This is a genomic window from Salinicola lusitanus (assembly GCF_038648475.1).
GTDB classification, from domain to species: Bacteria; Pseudomonadota; Gammaproteobacteria; order Pseudomonadales; family Halomonadaceae; genus Salinicola; species Salinicola lusitanus.
Window position 1 is genome coordinate 2260963 of record NZ_CP151919.1, and the last position, 18424, is coordinate 2279386.

Sequence of the window (18424 nt, forward strand, 5' to 3'; positions counted from 1 at the left end):
CCCGACCTCGTCGTGTCAGCGCGTTTGCTGGCGCGAGATGATGCATTAAGCGAGGTGGCTTATAAAGTAGCCGTTCATCATTAGAACGGTAAGGGAATTGTTGCCACCCACGCGCCGGACCATGGTGGTATTGACGCCTTTCGGGGCATGTGCTCCATATTTTCGTAATATTCATTCAATGCCGACGTTTTTCACGCCGATACGGGCGGGGCTCCGATCTATTTAGGTAATTTAACGCCGTTCTGCCGGACGAGACGTTGAACGTTTCGTGGGAAAGTCGTGAAGCCATGGCGCGTGGCACCTTGCAACCTGTGTCCAGCACGTCGCTTGTGATCGGCGCCAGGCGTTTCTATACCTAGGACACGCCAAGTCATCAGCCGGATCCGGATATCCGGCGCCAGTGAATCGTAAAGGAGGACGATGCCATGTTGACTGTCTGGTCCTGGGGTTTTCTGCTGCTGGGGGGCGCCACCGCGGTGGCGATTGCCGTCGACGTCTCGAGGCGCCCCCAACCGATGTCGATCATGAACGTGACCTGGCCGATCACGGGGCTCTACATGCCGCTTGTCGGCTGGTGGGCCTACTGCAAGATGGGGCGTGCGGCGCCTAGGGCTGCGGCGGGCCAGCAGGATCAGGCGGGCCATGACCATCACGCCCACGCCGATCACGGCCACGATCATGGGCATCATCACGGCAGCGACAAGCCGAAGTGGCAGAGCGTCTTCGTCTCCGCCACCCACTGCGGCGGCGGCTGCACGCTGGGCGACGTGGTCACCGCGCCGATCGCCACGGCCACCGGCTTCGCCCTGCTGGGTTCGACGGTGCTGGGGCACTTTGCGCTGGCGTTCGTCGGCGCCTATCTGTTCGGGGTGCTGTTCCAGTATCTGCCGATCCGGGCGATGAGCGATGCCGGCCCGGCACAGGCGCTGAAGGACGCGATCAAGGCCGATACCCTGTCGCTGATCGCCTTCCAGATCGGCATGTACCTGTGGATGCTGATCGCGCTACACGCCTGGCTGGGGGAGATGGATGCGTTCACCGCGCCGTTCTGGTTCATGATGCAGATCGCGATGCTGGTCGGCTTCATGACCTCCTACCCCGCCAACTGGCTACTGATCGAGCGCGGGATCAAGCACGGCATGTAGCCGTGCCGGGTGAGCGCGCCATGCGTTGCCTGAAACATGTCTGCGCTCACCTTAACGGCATCGATCATCGACTGGCGCGCCAGCCCATGTAAAAAGGCGCATCGCCTCGGGGCATCGGGAGCGTCAGTCCGGTGCGCTCTTGACTCGCGATCTCCTTTTTGACCCGCCACATCCTTGTCGCTCGCGCTTCCCGCGGCGGCGCTGTCCCGATCGCTAACCCTGACGGTCTGTCGCTGACCTCTGCCTTGCCCGGCCACCGAGCGTCGATCTTTTGGGGAGAGTTCACGCCTTGGCAGGGGACGGCTCGATCAGGCTGTCGAGGAGGCGCTTCATCTCCTGGTTGCGAGCACTGTCTCCCAGCTGTTCGTAGAGGGCCGCGAACCCTTCGAAAGCGTGACGGCCGGCCATGTTCTCGCCGTCCGGGGCGGTGGTATCCAGGAAGTCGGCGATCTCGCGCATTTCCGGGTGCCAGCGCCATGCCTTGGGCAGCATGTCCGGAATGCCATTGTCGATGCGGTCGACGACCTCCGGCAGACTGTGTTCGAGTTCCGCGCGAAGGGCTCCACCGGCGCCACTGCGGCCGGCCGCGATCAGCATCAGCGTGGTCAGCGCCGTCATGCCCTTGTTGATGCCGGCGAAACACATCTTCAACGCCGAGGCGCTGCCGATCCCGCCTTCGAGAACACGGACGTCGAGACCGAGATCGTTGAGCCTGGCCAGCGACGAGGCTCGTTCGCCGGCCACGTAGATCCGCGGCATGGCCCTGTCCGACGGCGGCGGGCCGATGATGCCGCCATCCACGAACGCCGCACCGCTGGCGTGAACGATGCGTTCGACGCGAGCGAGCGTGGCGGGGCTGACGGCATTCAAGTCGCAGTAGATCGGTGGCGCCTCGCTGGCGGCCATCAGGGGCGCCAGTTGCCGGGCCAGCGACTCCGCCTCGGCGGGAGGAACCACCGAGAGCAGCAGGTCGGCGTGCATCAGTTGGGCGAGGTCGACGTCGCGCATCCCCGCGCGCCGTGCCCGCTCGATGCTGCCGGCGCTGCGTCCCGCCAGGGTGGTCATGACGTCGGCGCCATGGTCGGTCAGGCGCCGGGCGATGGCGGCGCCCATGGCGCCGGGAGCGATCAATGCCAGGCTCATCGTCATCGGTTGTCGCCTTATCCAGAGTTTGTATGACAACCACTGTCGGTCAAGTCGGGTGCCCGGGCCATACGCCTTCCGTCTAGTGCGTCTCCCGGTCGGGCTCCTCACCGGTGGGGCGGGCGGCCGGCATCGAACAGGCCCTCGTCGGCCAGGCGCTCGAGCAGCCAGTCGCGAAAGGCGACTACCTTGGGCAGCCGGCTGCGCCGGTGGGTGCTGACCCAGTAGCAGCTCAGGCCGATCACGTGACCGGCACCGAAAGGTTCGATCAGGCGGCCGCTGGCGATCAGCGGGTGGGCGATCTCCTGATGCGTGATGGCGACACCGAGCCCGGTCATCACCGCCTCCAGCGCCAGCGTATCGTTGTCGAAGGTCGGGCCGCTGCCATCGTCCAGGTGGGCTAGGCCTCGGGGAGTGAGCCATGCCCGCCAGCCCTCCGGGCGCAGCCGGGTCTGGATATGGGTCACGCCGGTGAGATCCTCGGGCGTCTTCAGCCTCTCCGCCAGGGCGGGCGAGCAGACCACGGTCAGCCGCTCGTGGAACAGGAACCGCGTCTCGAGGTTGGCGGCCGGCGGCCTGGAGAGGTAGCGGATCGCCATGTCGACGTCCGCCTGCTCGACATCGACGAGATCGACGGAAGTCTCCAGCCTTACCTGGTAGGCCGGGTAGCGGGACTGGAAATCGGCCAGTCGCGGAATCAGCCACCCGCTGGCGAAGAACGGCACCGTCGAGACTGTCAGCACGGGGTCCTCCGGCCTGGGGGTGACCGCGGCGACGGCTTCGCCGATGCGATCCAGCCCGTCGCGAACGCCTTCGAGCAGACGGCGCCCCGAGTCGGTCAGCACGACCTGGCGGGTGCGGCGCAGGAACAGCGTGGTCTGCAGCACGCTCTCCAAGCCGCGCACCTGATGACTGATCGCCGATGCCGTGACGTGGAGCTCTTCGGCGGCGTGATGGAAGCTCTCGTGTCTGGCCGCGGCCTCGAAGGCGCGCAGGGCGTTGAGTGACGGCAGGTAGCGCATCGGGCGTGGCCCCATGGATGAAAATAACTCATCCATTATGGCAACAAGTCTCTTTTGTCGTCAGCCGGCCACTTGCCTAGATTGCGAGATGGTTCGGCTGTCGCGAAACTCCGAAACGGTGATTTTTCCTCATCGATGAACGGATCGACGTGGCTTCGGCAGCCGGGACCGCCCCGCACTCGCGGAGCGGCAAGCTCGAGTCGTCGTTGATGGGTGGCATCATGGGATTTCTCTCTCGCAAACGAATTGTCTTGCCGTCGGTCGCCCGCGAGGCACTGCCCTGGAGCACGCTGGCCCTGCTCTGGCTGGTCGGTCTCTACATGCGGCTGCCGATTCTGATCGCGCCGCCACTGGCCGGGGATATCGCCGAGGCGCTCTCGCTGGGAAGCGCGGCGATGGGAGCATTGACCACCGTGCCCTACGTGGTGCTGGCCCTGAGCATGATGCTGGCGGTGCGGTTTGCCCGGGGAATCGGCATGTTGCGAGCGCTGGTGCTGGCGCTGGTCATCGTGACGCTCGGTTCCGGCGCGCGCGGCTTGACGCTCTCCGCTCCCGTGCTGTTCTCCGCCTCGGTGGTGATGGGGCTGGGTCTGGCGCTGATGCAGGTGACCGTACCGGCGCTGTTGCGTGACTGGACACCACGCCACCTGGCGCTGGGCAGCACGGTCTATCTCAACGGCATGACGGTGGGCGAACTTATCGGCGCCGGCGCCACCCGTCCCATCGTGTTGAAACTGGCCGGCGGCGACTGGCAGGTGGCGATGCTGCTGTGGTCGTTGCCGGCGTTGATGATCGTGGCGCTGCTGGTGTTGAAGCTGCGCAAGGCGCCGCGAGGTACCCGCGAGCCACCGGAGGCCGAGAGTGGCTCCCGACGCGGCATTTCGCTGCGCTCGCGCCGGGTCTGGCTGATGGGGGTGCCGTTGGCCGCGTCGGTCGGGCTCTTCATGGCGACCAATGCCTACATGAGCAGCATACTCGATGCCCGCGGCGAGACCGACCTGCTGGCCCTGGCGCTGCTGTTCTACAATGCCAGTCCGCTGGCGGCCTCGCTCGTGATGCTGTGGCGGGGACGACGCTGGATCGGCCGGCGCTGGCCAGTGGGGATCTTCGCCGCGCTCGGCGTGCTGGGGCTGGTCGGGTTCCTGGGGATGGAGGGCTGGCCCGCCCTGGTCGCGCTGGTGATTTCCGGTTTCGGCATCACCCTCGAGCTGACCCTGATCATGGCCTTGCCGCCTTGCCTGGAGCGCGGTGAGGCGGTGGCCTCGCTGACCGCCGGCATGTCTTTCGTCGGCTACACCCTGGCCTTCGTCATGCCGATGGTCGGCGGCTGGATGGCGGAAGCGTTCTCCCGGGCGAGCCTGTCGCTATGGCCGATGCTGGCGTTCGCGGCAGCGAGTCTGGTCGCCGTCCGTCGAATGCCGATGACGGCACGCGAGGATGACGGAACGGCGGCGCCCACCTAGGCTTCGAGAGTCGTGCCTGTCTAGAGAGTCGTTCCCGTCTGGAGGAGAGAGCGATGCCGGTATCCCGCCCTGAAGCCTTGCTGATCGACGCCGACGAGGCCAGTGGCTTTCCCAATGCGCCACTGCCGGTGCTGATCTATCGACAGCTCATCGATGCCGCAGGAGAGCGCGCCGCCTCGACGTTCGAGGCGCTGTTCGCGGCCCATCGGTGGCCGCCCGAGTGGCGTTACGGTCTGTTCGATTTCGACCATTTCCATTCCACCGCCCACGAGGCGCTGGGCGTGTTTCGCGGCCGGGCGCGGATCCGGCTGGGCGGCCCCCACGGCAGTCAGCACGAGATCGCCGCCGGCGACGTATTGGTGCTGCCGGCGGGCGTCGGTCACGCCAATCTCGCTTCCAGCGACGACTTCGCCATGGTCGGCGCCTACCCCCCGGGGCAGCGCTGGGAAGTCGAACGTGGCGACCCCGCCCGATTCGCCGCCGCCTGCCGGCGGGTTGCCGCGGTCGCGTTGCCGGATGCCGATCCTGTCGGCGGATCGCTGCCGTCGCTATGGCGGTAAAGGTAGCCTCTCGCGCTTGAACAACGGCGGTGTCGTCTATAGTTAGGAGCCTACACTTTATCGAGGATCTTGCTGATGTCCGATTCCCGCTCCGTCGCTGTGCTTGGCCTGGGTGCCATGGGCCACGCTTTCGCCGCCAACCTGCTCGAGGCCGGCTTCGATGTCAGTGTCTGGAACCGCTCACCCGACAAGGCTGACGACCTGGTCAATGGTGGCGCCAGACTTGCCGACTCCGCCGCCGATGCCGTTGCCGATGCGCAGGCGGTCATCGTCATGCTGCCGGATCTGGCGATAACCCGTGATCTCCTGCTGGGCGACCACGGGGCGTTGGCGGGGATGGCAAAAGGCGCGGTGCTGATTCAGATGGGGACGCTCGGCGTTGCCGAGACCGATCGGCTGATCGCCGAGGTGGAGGAAGCGCGAGACGACATCGTCTTCATCGACGCGCCGGTTTCCGGCACCAAGGCTCCGGCCGAGCAGGGCTCGGTAGTCGTACTGGCCAGTGGCGATCGAGAGCGCGCGGCAGGCATCGTCGAGCCGATCTTCGAGGTGCTGGGCAAGCAGACCCACTGGCTGGGGAGGGCCGGGCAGGGCGCGCGAATGAAGGTCGTCATCAACGCCTGGCTGATCTCGATGATGCAGGGGATCGCCGAGACCGCTCACCTCGCCGACGCGCTCGGCTTCGCGGCCGACGACCTGTGGCAGGTGCTCGAAGGGGGGCCGCTGGCCACGCCCTACATGAAGCTCAAGCTGGACACGATCGCCAGTGGCGACTTCGATCCACAGATGGCGCTGCAGTGGGGGCTGAAGGATGCAGGGCTCGCGCTGGAAGCGGGAGACGACGAGGCGCTGCCGTCACTGGCCCAGATCCGCAATCTCTGGTTCGACGCGGTCAATGCCGGCCATGGCGAGCAGGACATCGCGGCGATCCACGCGTATCTGGATCGCTATCGCCGCCGATAGCGGTTGTCGAACCTGCCGGGGCCGGGCTGGCCGATGGCCCCGGCGGGAGAGATGTCAGACGCCGAGGCCCGTGGCCTCGTCCACCTCCAGATGCACGTTCATGTTCTGCACGGCGGAGCCCGCGGCGCCCTTGCCGAGGTTGTCGAGCCGCGAAACCAGGCAGACGCGCTCGTCGTTGCCGAACACGAACAGGTCGACACGGTTGGTCTCGTTGGCGCCCTGGACGTCGAAGAAGCCGTTGTCCAGATTGTCGAGTGCCTCGAACGGCCGTACCCGGACGAACGGCTCGTCGGCGTAGTGCGCGCGATAGGCGTCGAGCAGCTCCTCCGCGCCCACGCCCGCGGGCAGCTGCGAGAGCTGCAACGGCACGCTGACCATCAACCCTTTCAGGTACGGGCCGACGATCGGTGAGAACACCGGCGGCTGCGCCAGGCGGCCATGCTGCTGCATCTCCGGCAGGTGCTTGTGGCCGAGCGCCATGGCATAGGGGCGTGGCGCGTTCAGGCGGCCGTCACCGTCGTTCTGGTAGTCGGCGATCATCGCCTTGCCGCCACCGCTGTAGCCGGTCAGCGAGAAGGCGGAGAGCGGATAGTCCGCCGGTAGCAGCCCGGCGTCCACCAGCGGCCGTACCAGCAGGATGAAGGCGCTGGCGTGGCAGCCGACGTTGGCGATGCGCTTGCTGGCGCGAATCCGGTCGCGCTGGCCCTCGTCAAGCTCCGGCAGCCCGTAGACCCAGCCCGGATCGGTGCGAAACGCCGTGCTGGCATCGATCAGGCAGGTGTTCGGATTCTCGACCATCGCCGCGGCTTCGCGGGAGGCCGCATCCGGCAGGCATAGAAAGGCGACGTCGGCGGCGTTGAGCAGGCGTGCTCGCTCGGCCGGATCCTTGCGCTTGTCACTGTCGATGCGCAGCAGCTCGATATCGTCGCGGGCCTGGAGATAGTCGAACAGGCGCAGACCGGTGGTGCCTTCCTGGCCGTCGACGTAGACCTTGAAGGTGCGCTGGGATGAGTCCGGAGATGCCATGGGCGTTGTCCTGCCAGTGATCTTTGACGATATCGTGATCGCGTTATTGTGGGGGTTCGGGGTCAGCTTGTCATGCCGTTGAGCGGCTGGGCCGCCAGTCGGGACTCGCCCTGGCACTCCTGGGCGCAGCGCTCGATTCGCCGACACGCCTCGCGCAGGCGGTCGGCATCCACGGTCAGGCTCAGCCGCACGAAGCCCGCGGCGGAAGCGCCGAACGCCTCGCCCGCGAGCACCGATACGCCATGCTCGTCGAGCAGGCGGTCGGCGAAGGCGTGGGTGCTGAGCCCGGTCGCGCGAATGTCGATCATCATGAACATCCCGGCGGCGGGTGGCAGCGTGGCGACGGTCTCGCTGTCGCGCAGGGTCTCGACCACCGCATCGCGGCGCTGGCGGTAGGTCTCGCGCATCGCCTCCAGCGCCGCCGGCGGTGCGTCGAAAGCGGCGATGGCCGCGTCCTGGATGAACGGCTGGCAGCCGTAGAGCATGCACAGGGCGAGATTGACCAGATGGGTCATCAGGGGCCGCGGGCCGACGACCCAGCCGAGCCGCCAGCCGGTCATGGCGTGGGATTTCGACAGGCTGCTGATCACCACGGTGCGCTCTGCCATGCCCGGCAGGCTGTCGGGACTGAGGTGCTCGCCGTCGAAGACCAGGTCGGCGTAGACGGCATCGACGATCAACCACAGGTCGTGATCGCGGCAGAGCGTGGCGATCGATTGCCACAGCGCCGGTGTCAGGCACTGGCCGGTTGGGTTGTGCGGGCTGTTGATCAGGATCGCCTTGGTGCGCGGCGTGATCGCCGCCTCGATGTCGGCCGATCGGGGCTGGAAGCCTTCGTCGGCCGGCAGCGGGACCCACACCGGCACCGCGCCCGTGGACTGCACCACCGCCTCGTAGGTGACATAGGCCGGTTCGGGGATGATCACCTCGTCGCCCGGATCGAGCAGGCACTGGGCCGTGGCGTAGAGACCGCACTGCGCGCCGGCGAGCACGGCGACGTGGTCCGCGCTCGTCTCGGGCTGGCCGCCATGGGCGCGATGAAAGGCCGCGATGCGCTCGCGCAGGACCGGCTTGCCCTGAACGTCGGCGTAGTGGGTCACGCCGCGCCGCAGACTGTCGACAGCGGCGTCGACGATCGAGGGCGGGGTGTCGAAATCGGGATCGCCCACCGAGAGGACGATCACGTCCTCGCCACGGGCCTGGCGCGCCTTGGCACGGAAGTGGATGTTCCAGGCGCTGGCGCCCTCGCCGGCGATGCGTCGGGTCAACTGGGCAAAGCGGGGAGACGGGGTGTGTGGGTCGGCTGAACGCATGGTGGTCCCGTGGTGGCGAGTCGCGGAGTGGAAGCTGGCTGATGGTGACAGACTAACGATTCCGCGTTGCCACGAACAGCCACCGAGCGGGGCGTGCCTGCTCGGTGGCCGTGCGTCGCCTTGTCGGCGTCGGCAGGACGATGCCGGTCGGGGCGAGACGTTACTGCAGGCTGGCGTTTACCGCTTCGAGTGCCGGTCGGCCGTCGCGGGTGGTAATGCCATCGAGGAACTCGGCGACGCGGTCGGGATGATCCTGCAACCACTCCCGGGCGACCGCTTCGGCCGAGCGCTCCTGGCGGCCATAGCCGTCGATGAATTCGCTCTGCTCGTCGGCGGTCAGGGTGAACTGCCCGAGCAGTGCCATTAGGTTGGGGTTGGCCTCGGCGAACGCCTTGTTGACGATGGTGCGCACCTCGCTCTTGCCGTTGTCGGGGCCGTAGACCGACTCCGGGTCGTCGAGGATGTGCATGTCGTAGGCCGGCGCCATCCAGTGCGGGGTCCAGCCGTACCAGAGGATCCAGCGCTTGTCGTTGAAGGCGGTGTCGACCTCCGACAGCATGCCCGGCGTCGAGGATTCGAGAATCTGCCAGTCGCCCAGCCCGTAGAGGTCCCGGTCCTTGGCGTCGTGGATGAACGTGCTGACCGTCGAGCCGGACTCGATCGAGTAGAAACGGCCGCCGAACCGGTCACGGTGCGCGGCCAGGTCCTCGGCACTGTGAACGCCGGCGTCGTAGACGTAACCGGGCACCGCGAAGCCCATCCGCGCGCCGGTGACGTTGGTGCCGAGATCCTCGATCTTGCCGCTGGCCATCGCCTGATCGTGGCTCTCCTGCTGGGCTGGCATCCAGCCGGCCAGGAACACGTCGCTGTCACCGGTCTGCAGCGTCTGATAGCCGACCGTGCTGCTGACCTCCTGGGTCTCGCTGTCGTAGCCGAGCGGTTCGATCAGTTGGCTGAAGACTTCGGTCTTGACCGTGACCCCCGGCCAGGGGGGGACGACGAAATTGACGCTGTCGGCCTCGTCCGGCTGCGGGTCTTGGGCGAATGCCGCGACCGATGCGGTCATCAGCGAGAGTGGCAGCAGCGTGGCGGCCACGAGTGCGGGGCGTAGTGTCATGATGACTCCTCGTTGTTATGTCGATTTCGGGTGTCGGTTCCGGGTATCGATTCCGGGGCTGGGCTCCGCTGATGCGTTTCGGACCTCTGGCAGCCCGGCGCCCTCGAACGGCGGACGCCCCAGAACCCGTTCGAGGGCCGGGCGGAAATGCGCGAGCGTCAGCGTGTCGTAGTCGGGGTCGAACGAGGTCTGGTCCCACTCGTCACAGAAGCGGACCGTGCGCGGGTAGGCAGGGTGATCGCGATAGTCGTCACGGGCGTGGCGATCCAGGCCGTAGAAGTGGCGGTAATGATAGCCCTGGAACAGCTCGTGATGACGGATCATCCACAGGTTCAGCGGGTCGACGAACGGCTCCAGGATCGCGGCGGCGATCTCGGCATGGTTGTCCGGGGCCAGGTCGTCGCCGATATCGTGGAGCAGGGCACAGACGACGGTCTCTTCGTCGGCACCGGCACGCTCGGCGCGCGTCGCCGTCTGCAGGCAGTGGGTATAGCGGTCGACGGGGTAGCCGTGAGTGTCGCCCTCGAGACGAAGGAGATGCGCGACCACGCGATCGACCACGCCTTCGCGGTAGTCGCGAAAGTGGAGGTCGATCTCGCGCCAGTCATCCGCCTGGCTATGATCGAACCGGGTAAACGTGGCGTTCATGCGGACTCCTCCAGCGAGTGAAGGGAGATACCGGCCTGGCGACGCAACGTCAGTCGTCGACTGGCGGTGGTGTCGCGATCGACGTACCCCTGGCGCAGATGGCGAACGCCCTGGCTCAGCCGAAAGGCAGTGCGTCCGTGCAGTAGCCGGTAGTTGTCCATGATCAGCATCTCGCCGGGTGCCAACTTGGGCGTCAGGGTCAGTTCCGGCGCCGTGATCAGCGCGAAGAAGGCGCGCCGGGCGGCGTAGTAGCGCTCCAACTGCTCGGGCGGCAACGGCGGGATGCGCTCGGTGCGATTGTTGTAGCGTACCCGGATCACCTTGCCGCGGGGGTCGAGTTCGATCAGCGGACCCTCGCTTTCCAGGTGGGCGTCATCGTCGACGTAGCGGAATCGTGTCGAGGTGCGGGTCAGGCAGTCGAAGGCGTCGGGATCGTCCCGGCGCAGGCGCTTCGCGGCCATGAAGCCGTCGGTCAGCGTGCTGTCACCGCCGCTATCGGCGTTGCTCAGGCAGTGCAGCCAGATATAGCCGGGTATCGGATCGCGATAGGGGTTGTCGGTATGCGGTTCGAGCCCGCGCTGCGTCATGGTCAGGTCGTAGGCATCGGCGATCGACTTGACGTCGGCGATGCCGCCCCAGTTGGTCCGACGCAGCGGCCCCAGGCGCTCCACCAGCGGCATCATGCCATCGAGCGTCAGCGGTACGCCGCTGACCTTGACGAAACCGTAGCGCTCGAGCCCCTCGAGCATCTCCGACAGGGCGTCGTCGCGCTCCAGCGCCTGGCTGAAATCGGCACTCGGCATGATCGCCAGCGACGCATCCCAGTGCTCATGGATGGCGCCGGCCGGCGGCGCCGGATGCAGGTCACGCCAGGGGAAACGGGCACGATGTCCGTCGCTGAACGTCAAGTCGACCGTCTCGCCGTCACACGCTGCGCCGGTCAGCGCCAGGTCCTGCGGCAAGGCAGCCGCCTCGATCAGCCGCTGGCCGGTGCGGGGATCGAGCGTTTCCGCATCGGGGGAGCGCTCGCGTAGCCACAGCGCGTGGAAGCGCGTTTCCCGATTGCCCTCGACCACTCTCAGCTGGCGAGCGTGGGTGCCGGGAATGATCTCGACGAAAACATCCATGGCGACATCTCTCGGTGGGTCAGTGTCCTGATACCCTAGGAGGTGTCGCGCCGAGGCAATTGATATTTTTGGCCGTATCGGCGACGCTTTTCGCCATGTCCGATCATTCGACGCCGGAATGGCTCTATCCCCGCCCCGACCTGCCGCCCGTGCTGTCGCCCGAGGAGGCGGACGTCACGGTCAATCTCTGGTTGCTGCCGAAGTTCTCGATGCTGACGCTCTACTGTCTGCTCGAGCCGCTGCGCGTCGCCAATCGTTTCGGGCGCTCGCTGTTCGCGTGGCGGCTGTTTTCCAACGATGGTAGGCCGGTGACCGCCAGCAACGGCGTGACCGTCGATGTCGATGCGGCACTGGGGCGAACGCCGATCTTCGACAATCTGTTCGTGGTGGCCTCCTACGAGGCCGAAGCGACGGTGGCCTCGTCGCACTGGGCGGCGTTGCGTCAGGTCGCGGCCCATGGCGGTCTGCTCGCGGCGCTGGAGACGGGGGCCTTCATTCTGGCCCGGGCCGGGTTGCTCGACGGCTTCGAAGTGGCCCTTCACTGGGAGAGCGCACCGGCCTTCGCGGAAGAGTTCCCCGGTCTCGCCCTGAGCGACGCCCGCTACCGGTTCGATCGCCAGCGTCTGACGGGCGGCGGTGGTGCGGCCAGTCTCGACTTGATGATGGCTTTCATCGAGCGGGAGCACGGGGCCAACCTGGTCGCGGCGCTGAGCCGGCAGCTGGTGCACTCGCGCCTGGACCCCTGCGTCCAGGAGGATGGCGAGGGGCGGGCCGGCTCGGCGTATCGACCCCGGAGCGTGCGTCGGGCGGAGGCGATCATGGAGGCCAATCTGGCGCAGCCGCTGACGATCCCGGAGATCTGCCAACGGGTCGGCCAGTCCCAGCGCCAGCTCAACCGGCTCTTTCAGCGCTATCGCGGCGAAACGGCGAAGGGTCGCTACCTATCGCTGCGACTCGATCGGGCCCGGCAGATCCTCGCCGATAGCCGAACCAGCGTGACTCAGGCCGGGTTGGCGGCAGGATTCACCCAGCCAGCGCATTTCTCCCGGATCTACCGGGCACGGTTCGGCGAGTCGCCGCGAACCACGGCACAGCGGGGAAGAAGCGTGTCGTGAAGCGTCAATTTCATGGCGTCTTATGACAACTTGCGGGGCCCGGCGACAACCACAATGGATGACATCGACAGGCACCCACCGGGTGCACTCATGCACCGCCGCGAACGGCCAACGAGTCGCGGCCGGACCAAGAGAGGATTCCATGAATCGCGACGTCATCCTGACCTGTGCCGTGACCGGCGCCGGCGATACCGCCGGCAAGCACCCTGACCTGCCGATCACCCCGCGCCAGATCGCCGACAGCGCGCTGGACGCCGCCCGTGCCGGTGCCAGCATCGTTCACCTTCACGTACGCGACCCGGAGACCGGTGGCATCAGCCACTCGACCGATCACTTCCGCGAGGTGGTCGAGCGCATCCGCGACTCCGACGTGGACGCGGTGATCAACATCACTGCCGGTGGCGGTGGCGATCTCTACCCCGAGATTCGCGACGGCGTGATCCACGGGCTCGAGGGCACCGACCTGCAGACGGCGGCGGAGCGCCACCACCCGGTGGGCGAGCTGCTGCCGGAGCTGTGCACGCTGGACTGCGGCAGCCTCAACTTCGGCGATATGGTCTATCTCAACAGCGCCGACTGGCTGCGCGAGCATGCGCGCCTGATCCAGCAGGCCGGGGTCAAGCCGGAGCTCGAGTGCTTCGATCTCGGCCACGTCTGGTTCGCCCGTCAGCTGGTCGAAGAGGGGCTGATCGACGGCGACCCGCTGTTCCAGCTCTGCCTGGGGATTCCCTGGGGCGCCGAGGCGGACACCGAGACCATGCTGGCGATGCGCAACAAACTGCCGGAAAACGCGATCTGGTCGGCGTTCGGCATCGGTCGCCAGCAGTTCCCGATGGCGGCGCAGTCGATGATCCTGGGCGGGCACATGCGGGTTGGCCTGGAGGACAATCTCTACCTGAGCAAGGGCGTCTTCGCCACCAACGCCCAACTGGTCGAGCGTGCCGCCACCATCGCCGAGAACCTCGGCGGCAGGGTGCAGACGCCGGCGCAGACTCGCGAGTCGCTGGGACTGCGCAAGCCCTGATTTCGCCTGAACTCTCCCGTTTTCCGTGAACGCGCCCCGGCCATCTCCCGAGTGCGCGTTCGCCGTCAATCCTGTTTCGCATCGTCATGGAGTGCCCTGATGACCGCTTCCGAACTTCCCCGCAACGTTGCCGTGATCGGCACCGGCGTGATCGGCAACGGCTGGATCGCCCGCGCCCTGGCTGCCGGCTGCCGGGTCACCGCTTTCGACCCAGATGCCACGGCCCCCGAGCGCACCCGCGCCTTCGTCGAGCGTGCCTGGCCGGCGCTGGAGCGGCTGGGGCTCGCCGAGAACGCCGATCCCGCGGCGCTGACCTTCGTCGATTCCCTCGAAGCCGCTGTCGAGGGCGCCGAGCTGATCCAGGAGAACGTGCCCGAGCGGCTGGCGCTCAAGCACGACGTGTTGCGCCAGCTCGACGCCCTGGCCGCGCCGGGCGTGGTGATCGGCTCGTCGACCTCCGGGATCAAGCCGAGCGATCTGCAGTCGGCCTGCACCCGCGAGCCCGGCCGCGTGATCGTGGCGCACCCGTTCAATCCGGTCTATCTGCTGCCGCTGGTGGAACTGGTCGGTGGCGAGCACACCGCGCCCAAGGTGATCGAACGCGCCCAGGCGCAGTACGCCGCACTGGGCATGCGTCCGCTGGTGGTGCGTCGCGAGATCGAAGGCCACGTCGCCGACCGGCTGATGGAGGCGCTGTGGCGCGAGGCGCTGCACCTGGTGAACGACGGGGTCGCCACCACCGAGGAGATCGACGCGGCGGTGGTCTACGGCTGCGGTCTGCGCTGGTCGCTGATGGGGACGTTCTTGACGTTCCATCTGGCCGGCGGTGACGGCGGCATGCGCCACATGCTGCACCAGTTCGGCCCGGCACTGAAACTGCCGTGGACCAAGCTGGAAGCGCCGGAGTTGACCGACGAGCTGATCGACAAGGTGGCCGACGGTTGCGAGCATCAGGCCGCCGGGCGCAGCGTTGCCGAGCTCGAGACACGCCGCGATGCGTTTCTCACCGAGCTGCTCGCGCTGACCCGGAAATACTGGCCGGAGGCCGAAGGGCTCCAGGGTCGAATTTAATGAATGAGACGGATCTGATGAGCGCGAGTCCGGACGAGCCGCTGTTCCATACCCGGGTCGAGGACGCCTGGGTCGACTATAACGGCCACATGAACGATGCCGAGTACGCCCGGGTATTCTCGCTGGCGGTGGAGGCGCTGATGGATCGCATCGGTCTCGACGAAGCGGGTCGCGCCGAGCATGGCTATACGATCTACACCCTCGAGACCCACCTCTGCTATCGCCAGCAGGCCCATCGCGGCGAGGGGCTGAGCGTGACACTGACGCTGCTCGACAGCGATGCCAAGCGTCTGCACGTGCTGTTCACGCTCAACAACGTGGATGGCGACGTGCTCGCCACCAGCGAGCAGATGCTGATGGGGATCGATGTGGCCAGCGGACGCCCGGCACCGTTCCCCGCGCCGGTAGCCGCCGAGCTGATGACGCTGCCCACCGCGGGGGATGCGTGGCCGAGCGCTGCCGGGCGGCGCATCGGTATCAGGCGGGACTAGCCGGCGTCAGGCTCCTGACGCCACCGAAGAGGCGACTCGCTCCCGGCGCCGGGCACGCTGCAGCATGCGCAGGCGGGAGCGGGCCTCGTCGCGCTCCAGATAGCACCCCTGTAGCCAGCGACGGCCGCCCTGGCTGACGTCGAAGGCGTCGCGAGCATGCAGCAGGCGCCGGTTGTCGAAGATCACCAGGTCACCGGGCGCGTAGCTGAAGCGCAGCGCGAACTCAGGCTCGCGCAGCAACCGCTGCAGCGCCATCAGCGCCGCATAGGCGGGCTCGACGTCGTCGAATGGCGCCATCAGCGGGCCGCGCAGGAAATCCGCGATGCGGACTTCATCGAACTCGCCCCGGGCATCGAGCTTGATCATCGGATCGAACCAGACGTAGTCGCTGGTCCTGGCGGTATTGGCGTAGCACCAGCGCACGCGGGTGAGCGTCGCGAAGTGCTCGGGATGGCGCTCGCGCAGGGCCTCGGCCACGGCGAAGCCGTCCATCATCACCGCCTCGCCGCCGACGGTATCGTTCTCCAGGCAGTGCAACAGCTGCAGGCCCGGCTGGTACTCCCGCGTCGGCAGGTCGACGTGGGGCGGCAGGGCGATCGAGGTGTAGGCGTTGGAGTCCGGGTCCGGCTTGGCGCGAACGTCGAACAGGTGGCCGAAGTTGGTCGGTCGTGGCGGGCCGATGCGGCGTGCGATGAGATCGAGGCTGCCCGGTTCGACGGGCAGGTTGCGCAGTCTGACCAACCCTTCGCCGATGACCGCCTCCAGCGCCTGTTCCAGCAGCGGGTCGGTGCTGGAGGCGTCGAGTTCGACGTCCATCCAGCCGCTGGCGTCGAGCGTGGTCGGTTCGCTGCGTTCGGCGCCACGCCAGTGTGTCGTCGCCACCAGCGGGGCTTCGGTGGCGGTCTCGTTATCGTAGTCGTGGGCGCGCAGCCAGCCGGGGTGGAACGACAGGCGGCGTCGCTCGGGCAGAAACTCGAGCGTGACCGCGCCGCTGGTTTCCAGGCGGGCTTCGCCGAGGGTCGGCCACGCCCCCAATCGGGAGAGATCGAGGATACGTTCCCGGGTCGCCGGGTTGACCGTGCTGTCATCGGCGGCGTTCTCGCGCAGCCAGATGCTGTGGTAGCGGCTCCTGCGGCCATCCTGCCAGGTGATCGTCAGTTGCCGGTCGTCGTGGGAGAGACCGGTGATGGCGTGATCGACCGGCCAGGCGTCGAAGTCGGGCGTGGCGGGAAGGGCGTGTGAGCGTGGATCCGAGGCGGCTGACATGAGGGACTCCGAAGGCATCGCTGCTGGGGATCGACTCAGCGTGGCGGATGACCCGGCGCCGGGATTGCGCTTAACCGCCATTTTATTGAGGTTATTGGCCGTGATTGGCAGGGGGCGCTGGAAGCCCGTGGGGGCGCCGCGATGCGCTGGGAGGCGCCCCGTACTGCTGGCGATAGGCGCGGGAGAAGCTCGAGGCCGAGCCGAAGCCGCATGCCAGACCGATACTGAGAATATCGCGATCGGTCTCCTCAAGCAGATGACGCGCGCGATCCAGACGCAGTTCGAGGTAGTAGTCCCGCGGTCGCCGTCCCAGCTCGTCGAGAAACAGGCGTTGGAGCTGGCGCATGGAGAGCCCGATCCGTTCGCTCACCGTGGTCATCGACAGCGGCTGTTCCAGGTGACGTTCCATCAACGCGACGGCGTCGACCAGCGGTCGGCGGTGCGTGCCGAGGCGTTTCGCCAGCGGCAGGCGCTGGTGCTCCTGGCGCGGGCGCAGGCGGGCGTGAATCAACTGCTCGGAAATGTCGTCGGCCAGCGCCTGGCCGTGGCGTCCGGCGATCATGCTCAGGGTCATGTCCATGGCCGCGGCACCGCCGGCGCAGGTGAAGCGGCGGGCGTCGATCTCGAACAGCGACTCGACCGCTTCCAGCGTCGGGAACCGCTCGCGAAACGCCGGCAGGCTCTCCCAGTGCAGCGTCAGGCGGTGACCGTCGAGCAACCCCATTTCCGCCAGCAGCAGCGGGCCGGTATCGATGCCGCCCAGCAGGCAGCCTTCACTGGCCCGGCGGTGCAGCCACTGGGTGAGTCGGCGCGGCAGATCGCGTTCGGGTTCGAAACCCGCGCACACCGCCAGCGTCGGCAGGGAGGGGGCATCGGCCAGGCCGCAGTCGACGAGCAGGGTCATGTCGTTGCTGGCGGTCACCGGGCGGCCGTCCTCGCTGATCAGCGACCACCGGTAGAGCTCGCGACCGGCAAGCCGGTTGGCGATGCGCAGCGGCTCTACCGCGGAGAAGAACGCCATCATCGAGAAACGCGGGATGAGCAGAAAACCCACGGGTTCGGGAAACGGTCCCATGTAGTCCAGGCGCATGAAATGTCACTCGGTGATTACAAAATAGAACAATGATTTTGTTCGGGTTTTTTCGATTCCATGAGCTCATGGTGACAAAAAAAACGACATGAAGCACTTTGACCAAGGATCCAATACATGCAGACACCGGTACTGGCTTTCGATGTCTACGGGACGCTGGTGGACACGCAGGGCGTGGTTTCCACGCTTCGCGCCCGGCTCGGCGATGAGGCGTCCCGCTTCGCCGATCGCTGGCGCGACAAGCAGCTCGAATTCGCTTTCCGTCGGGGGCTGATGGGCGCCTACGCCGATTTCTCCCAGTGTAAACGGGAAGCGCTGGACCTGGTCGATCAGGAGTGGGGTACCCGTTTCGGCGAGGAGTTCAAGCAGAGCCTGATGGCCGCCTATCGCCGCCTGCCCGCTTTCAGCGAGGTTCCCGCCGCGCTCGAGCGTATCCGCAAGCTGGGCGTGCGCTGCGTGGCGTTCTCCAACGGCAGCCGCCAGAGCATCGAGCTGCTGTTCGACAACGCCGGCCTGCTGGCGATGTTCGACGACATCGTCAGCGTCGAGGAGGTGCGACGGTTCAAGCCAGATGCCGTCGTCTACGCACACCTGCGGCGACGTACTCACAGCCGCCCCGACAATACCTGGCTGGTCTCCGCCAATCCTTTCGACATCATCGGCGCGCGCTATGCCGGGCTGCGCGCCGCCTGGGTCCAGCGCAACCCCAAGCTGCCGTTCGAACCCTGGGGCGATCCTCCCGATATGATGGCTCCCGACATGGAGGCGTTGGCGGACCAGTTCGAGGTGATGCTCAGGCGCGAGGGAAAGCTGCAGCCCTGACTCTCGCGACGACTGATT

18 protein-coding genes are annotated in these 18424 nt (G+C 66.9%); 9 read left to right on the forward strand and 9 right to left on the reverse strand.

From position 1 onward, the window contains the following. Positions 1-425 precede the first annotated feature (425 nt). Entirely contained in the window at positions 426-1145 is a 720-nt protein-coding gene (locus AAGT95_RS10455; protein ID WP_342596444.1) for a DUF4396 domain-containing protein, read from the forward strand. 282 nt (positions 1146-1427) lie between these two features. Here AAGT95_RS10455 and AAGT95_RS10460 read toward each other — a convergent pair whose 3' ends face one another. Next, positions 1428-2294, reverse strand: a complete 867-nt coding sequence (locus AAGT95_RS10460) for an NAD(P)-dependent oxidoreductase (protein WP_342596445.1) — start codon at positions 2292-2294, stop codon at positions 1428-1430. 101 nt (positions 2295-2395) lie between these two features. After that, a complete protein-coding gene (gene gcvA / locus AAGT95_RS10465; protein WP_342596446.1) occupies positions 2396-3325 on the reverse strand; it encodes a transcriptional regulator GcvA in 930 nt (309 codons plus the stop codon). Between the two features lie 134 nt (positions 3326-3459). Between gcvA and AAGT95_RS10470 the strand changes: the two genes are divergently transcribed. The 3 genes from AAGT95_RS10470 (at position 3460) to AAGT95_RS10480 (ending at position 6296) form a co-directional block, all read left to right on the forward strand. Continuing rightward, on the forward strand, positions 3460-4773 hold the full coding sequence (locus AAGT95_RS10470; RefSeq protein ID WP_342596447.1) for a CynX/NimT family MFS transporter: 1314 nt from the start codon (positions 3460-3462) through the stop codon (positions 4771-4773). Positions 4774-4826: 53 nt separating this feature from the next. Beyond that, positions 4827-5333, forward strand: a complete 507-nt coding sequence (locus AAGT95_RS10475; protein ID WP_342596448.1) for a cupin domain-containing protein — start codon at positions 4827-4829, stop codon at positions 5331-5333. 75 nt (positions 5334-5408) lie between these two features. Continuing rightward, the gene (locus AAGT95_RS10480; protein WP_342596449.1) at positions 5409-6296 is read left to right on the forward strand and encodes an NAD(P)-dependent oxidoreductase; all 888 of its coding nucleotides are present in this window, start codon (positions 5409-5411) and stop codon (positions 6294-6296) included. 54 nt (positions 6297-6350) lie between these two features. Here AAGT95_RS10480 and argC read toward each other — a convergent pair whose 3' ends face one another. The 5 genes from argC to tmpA all read right to left on the reverse strand — a co-directional run bounded on the left by argC (position 6351) and on the right by tmpA (position 11527). After that, positions 6351-7322, reverse strand: coding sequence for an N-acetyl-gamma-glutamyl-phosphate reductase (argC, locus tag AAGT95_RS10485; protein WP_342596450.1), 972 nt, complete (start codon positions 7320-7322; stop codon positions 6351-6353). A 62-nt stretch (positions 7323-7384) separates the two neighbouring features. Further along, complete coding sequence (locus AAGT95_RS10490; RefSeq protein WP_342596451.1) at positions 7385-8635, reverse strand: pyridoxal phosphate-dependent aminotransferase; 1251 nt, start codon at positions 8633-8635, stop codon at positions 7385-7387. Between the two features lie 160 nt (positions 8636-8795). Continuing rightward, positions 8796-9752, reverse strand: a complete 957-nt coding sequence (locus AAGT95_RS10495) for an ABC transporter substrate-binding protein (RefSeq protein ID WP_342596452.1) — start codon at positions 9750-9752, stop codon at positions 8796-8798. Between the two features lie 15 nt (positions 9753-9767). Further along, positions 9768-10400: an HD domain-containing protein gene (locus AAGT95_RS10500; RefSeq protein ID WP_342596453.1), complete on the reverse strand. Its 633-nt coding sequence runs from the start codon at positions 10398-10400 to the stop codon at positions 9768-9770. Beyond that, positions 10397-11527 (reverse strand): 2-trimethylaminoethylphosphonate dioxygenase, encoded by a 1131-nt coding sequence (tmpA, locus tag AAGT95_RS10505; RefSeq protein WP_342596454.1) that lies wholly within the window; start codon positions 11525-11527, stop codon positions 10397-10399. Before tmpA ends, AAGT95_RS10500 begins: the two co-directional genes overlap by 4 nt. A gap of 95 nt (positions 11528-11622) precedes the next feature. On the opposite strand from tmpA, the gene AAGT95_RS10510 reads away from it, so the two are divergent. The 4 genes from AAGT95_RS10510 (at position 11623) to AAGT95_RS10525 (ending at position 15228) form a co-directional block, all read left to right on the forward strand. Continuing rightward, positions 11623-12642 (forward strand): GlxA family transcriptional regulator, encoded by a 1020-nt coding sequence (locus tag AAGT95_RS10510; protein ID WP_342596455.1) that lies wholly within the window; start codon positions 11623-11625, stop codon positions 12640-12642. 142 nt (positions 12643-12784) lie between these two features. Next, positions 12785-13666 carry a 3-keto-5-aminohexanoate cleavage protein gene (locus AAGT95_RS10515; RefSeq protein WP_342596456.1) on the forward strand — a complete coding sequence of 294 codons (882 nt, stop codon included), beginning with the start codon at positions 12785-12787 and terminating at the stop codon, positions 13664-13666. A 99-nt stretch (positions 13667-13765) separates the two neighbouring features. After that, positions 13766-14737: an L-carnitine dehydrogenase gene (locus tag AAGT95_RS10520; RefSeq protein WP_342596457.1), complete on the forward strand. Its 972-nt coding sequence runs from the start codon at positions 13766-13768 to the stop codon at positions 14735-14737. Positions 14738-14754: 17 nt separating this feature from the next. Next, a complete protein-coding gene (locus AAGT95_RS10525; protein ID WP_342596458.1) occupies positions 14755-15228 on the forward strand; it encodes a thioesterase family protein in 474 nt (157 codons plus the stop codon). A gap of 6 nt (positions 15229-15234) precedes the next feature. On the opposite strand, the gene AAGT95_RS10530 is transcribed toward AAGT95_RS10525, so the two are convergent. Together AAGT95_RS10530 and AAGT95_RS10535 are read right to left on the reverse strand one after the other, a co-directional pair. Then, the gene (locus tag AAGT95_RS10530; protein WP_110707696.1) at positions 15235-16494 is read right to left on the reverse strand and encodes a TauD/TfdA family dioxygenase; all 1260 of its coding nucleotides are present in this window, start codon (positions 16492-16494) and stop codon (positions 15235-15237) included. A 91-nt stretch (positions 16495-16585) separates the two neighbouring features. Then, positions 16586-17584, reverse strand: coding sequence for a GlxA family transcriptional regulator (locus tag AAGT95_RS10535; RefSeq protein ID WP_110602676.1), 999 nt, complete (start codon positions 17582-17584; stop codon positions 16586-16588). Positions 17585-17701: 117 nt separating this feature from the next. Between AAGT95_RS10535 and AAGT95_RS10540 the strand changes: the two genes are divergently transcribed. Continuing rightward, positions 17702-18406, forward strand: a complete 705-nt coding sequence (locus AAGT95_RS10540) for a haloacid dehalogenase type II (protein WP_342596459.1) — start codon at positions 17702-17704, stop codon at positions 18404-18406. The last annotated feature ends 18 nt before the right edge of the window (positions 18407-18424 follow it).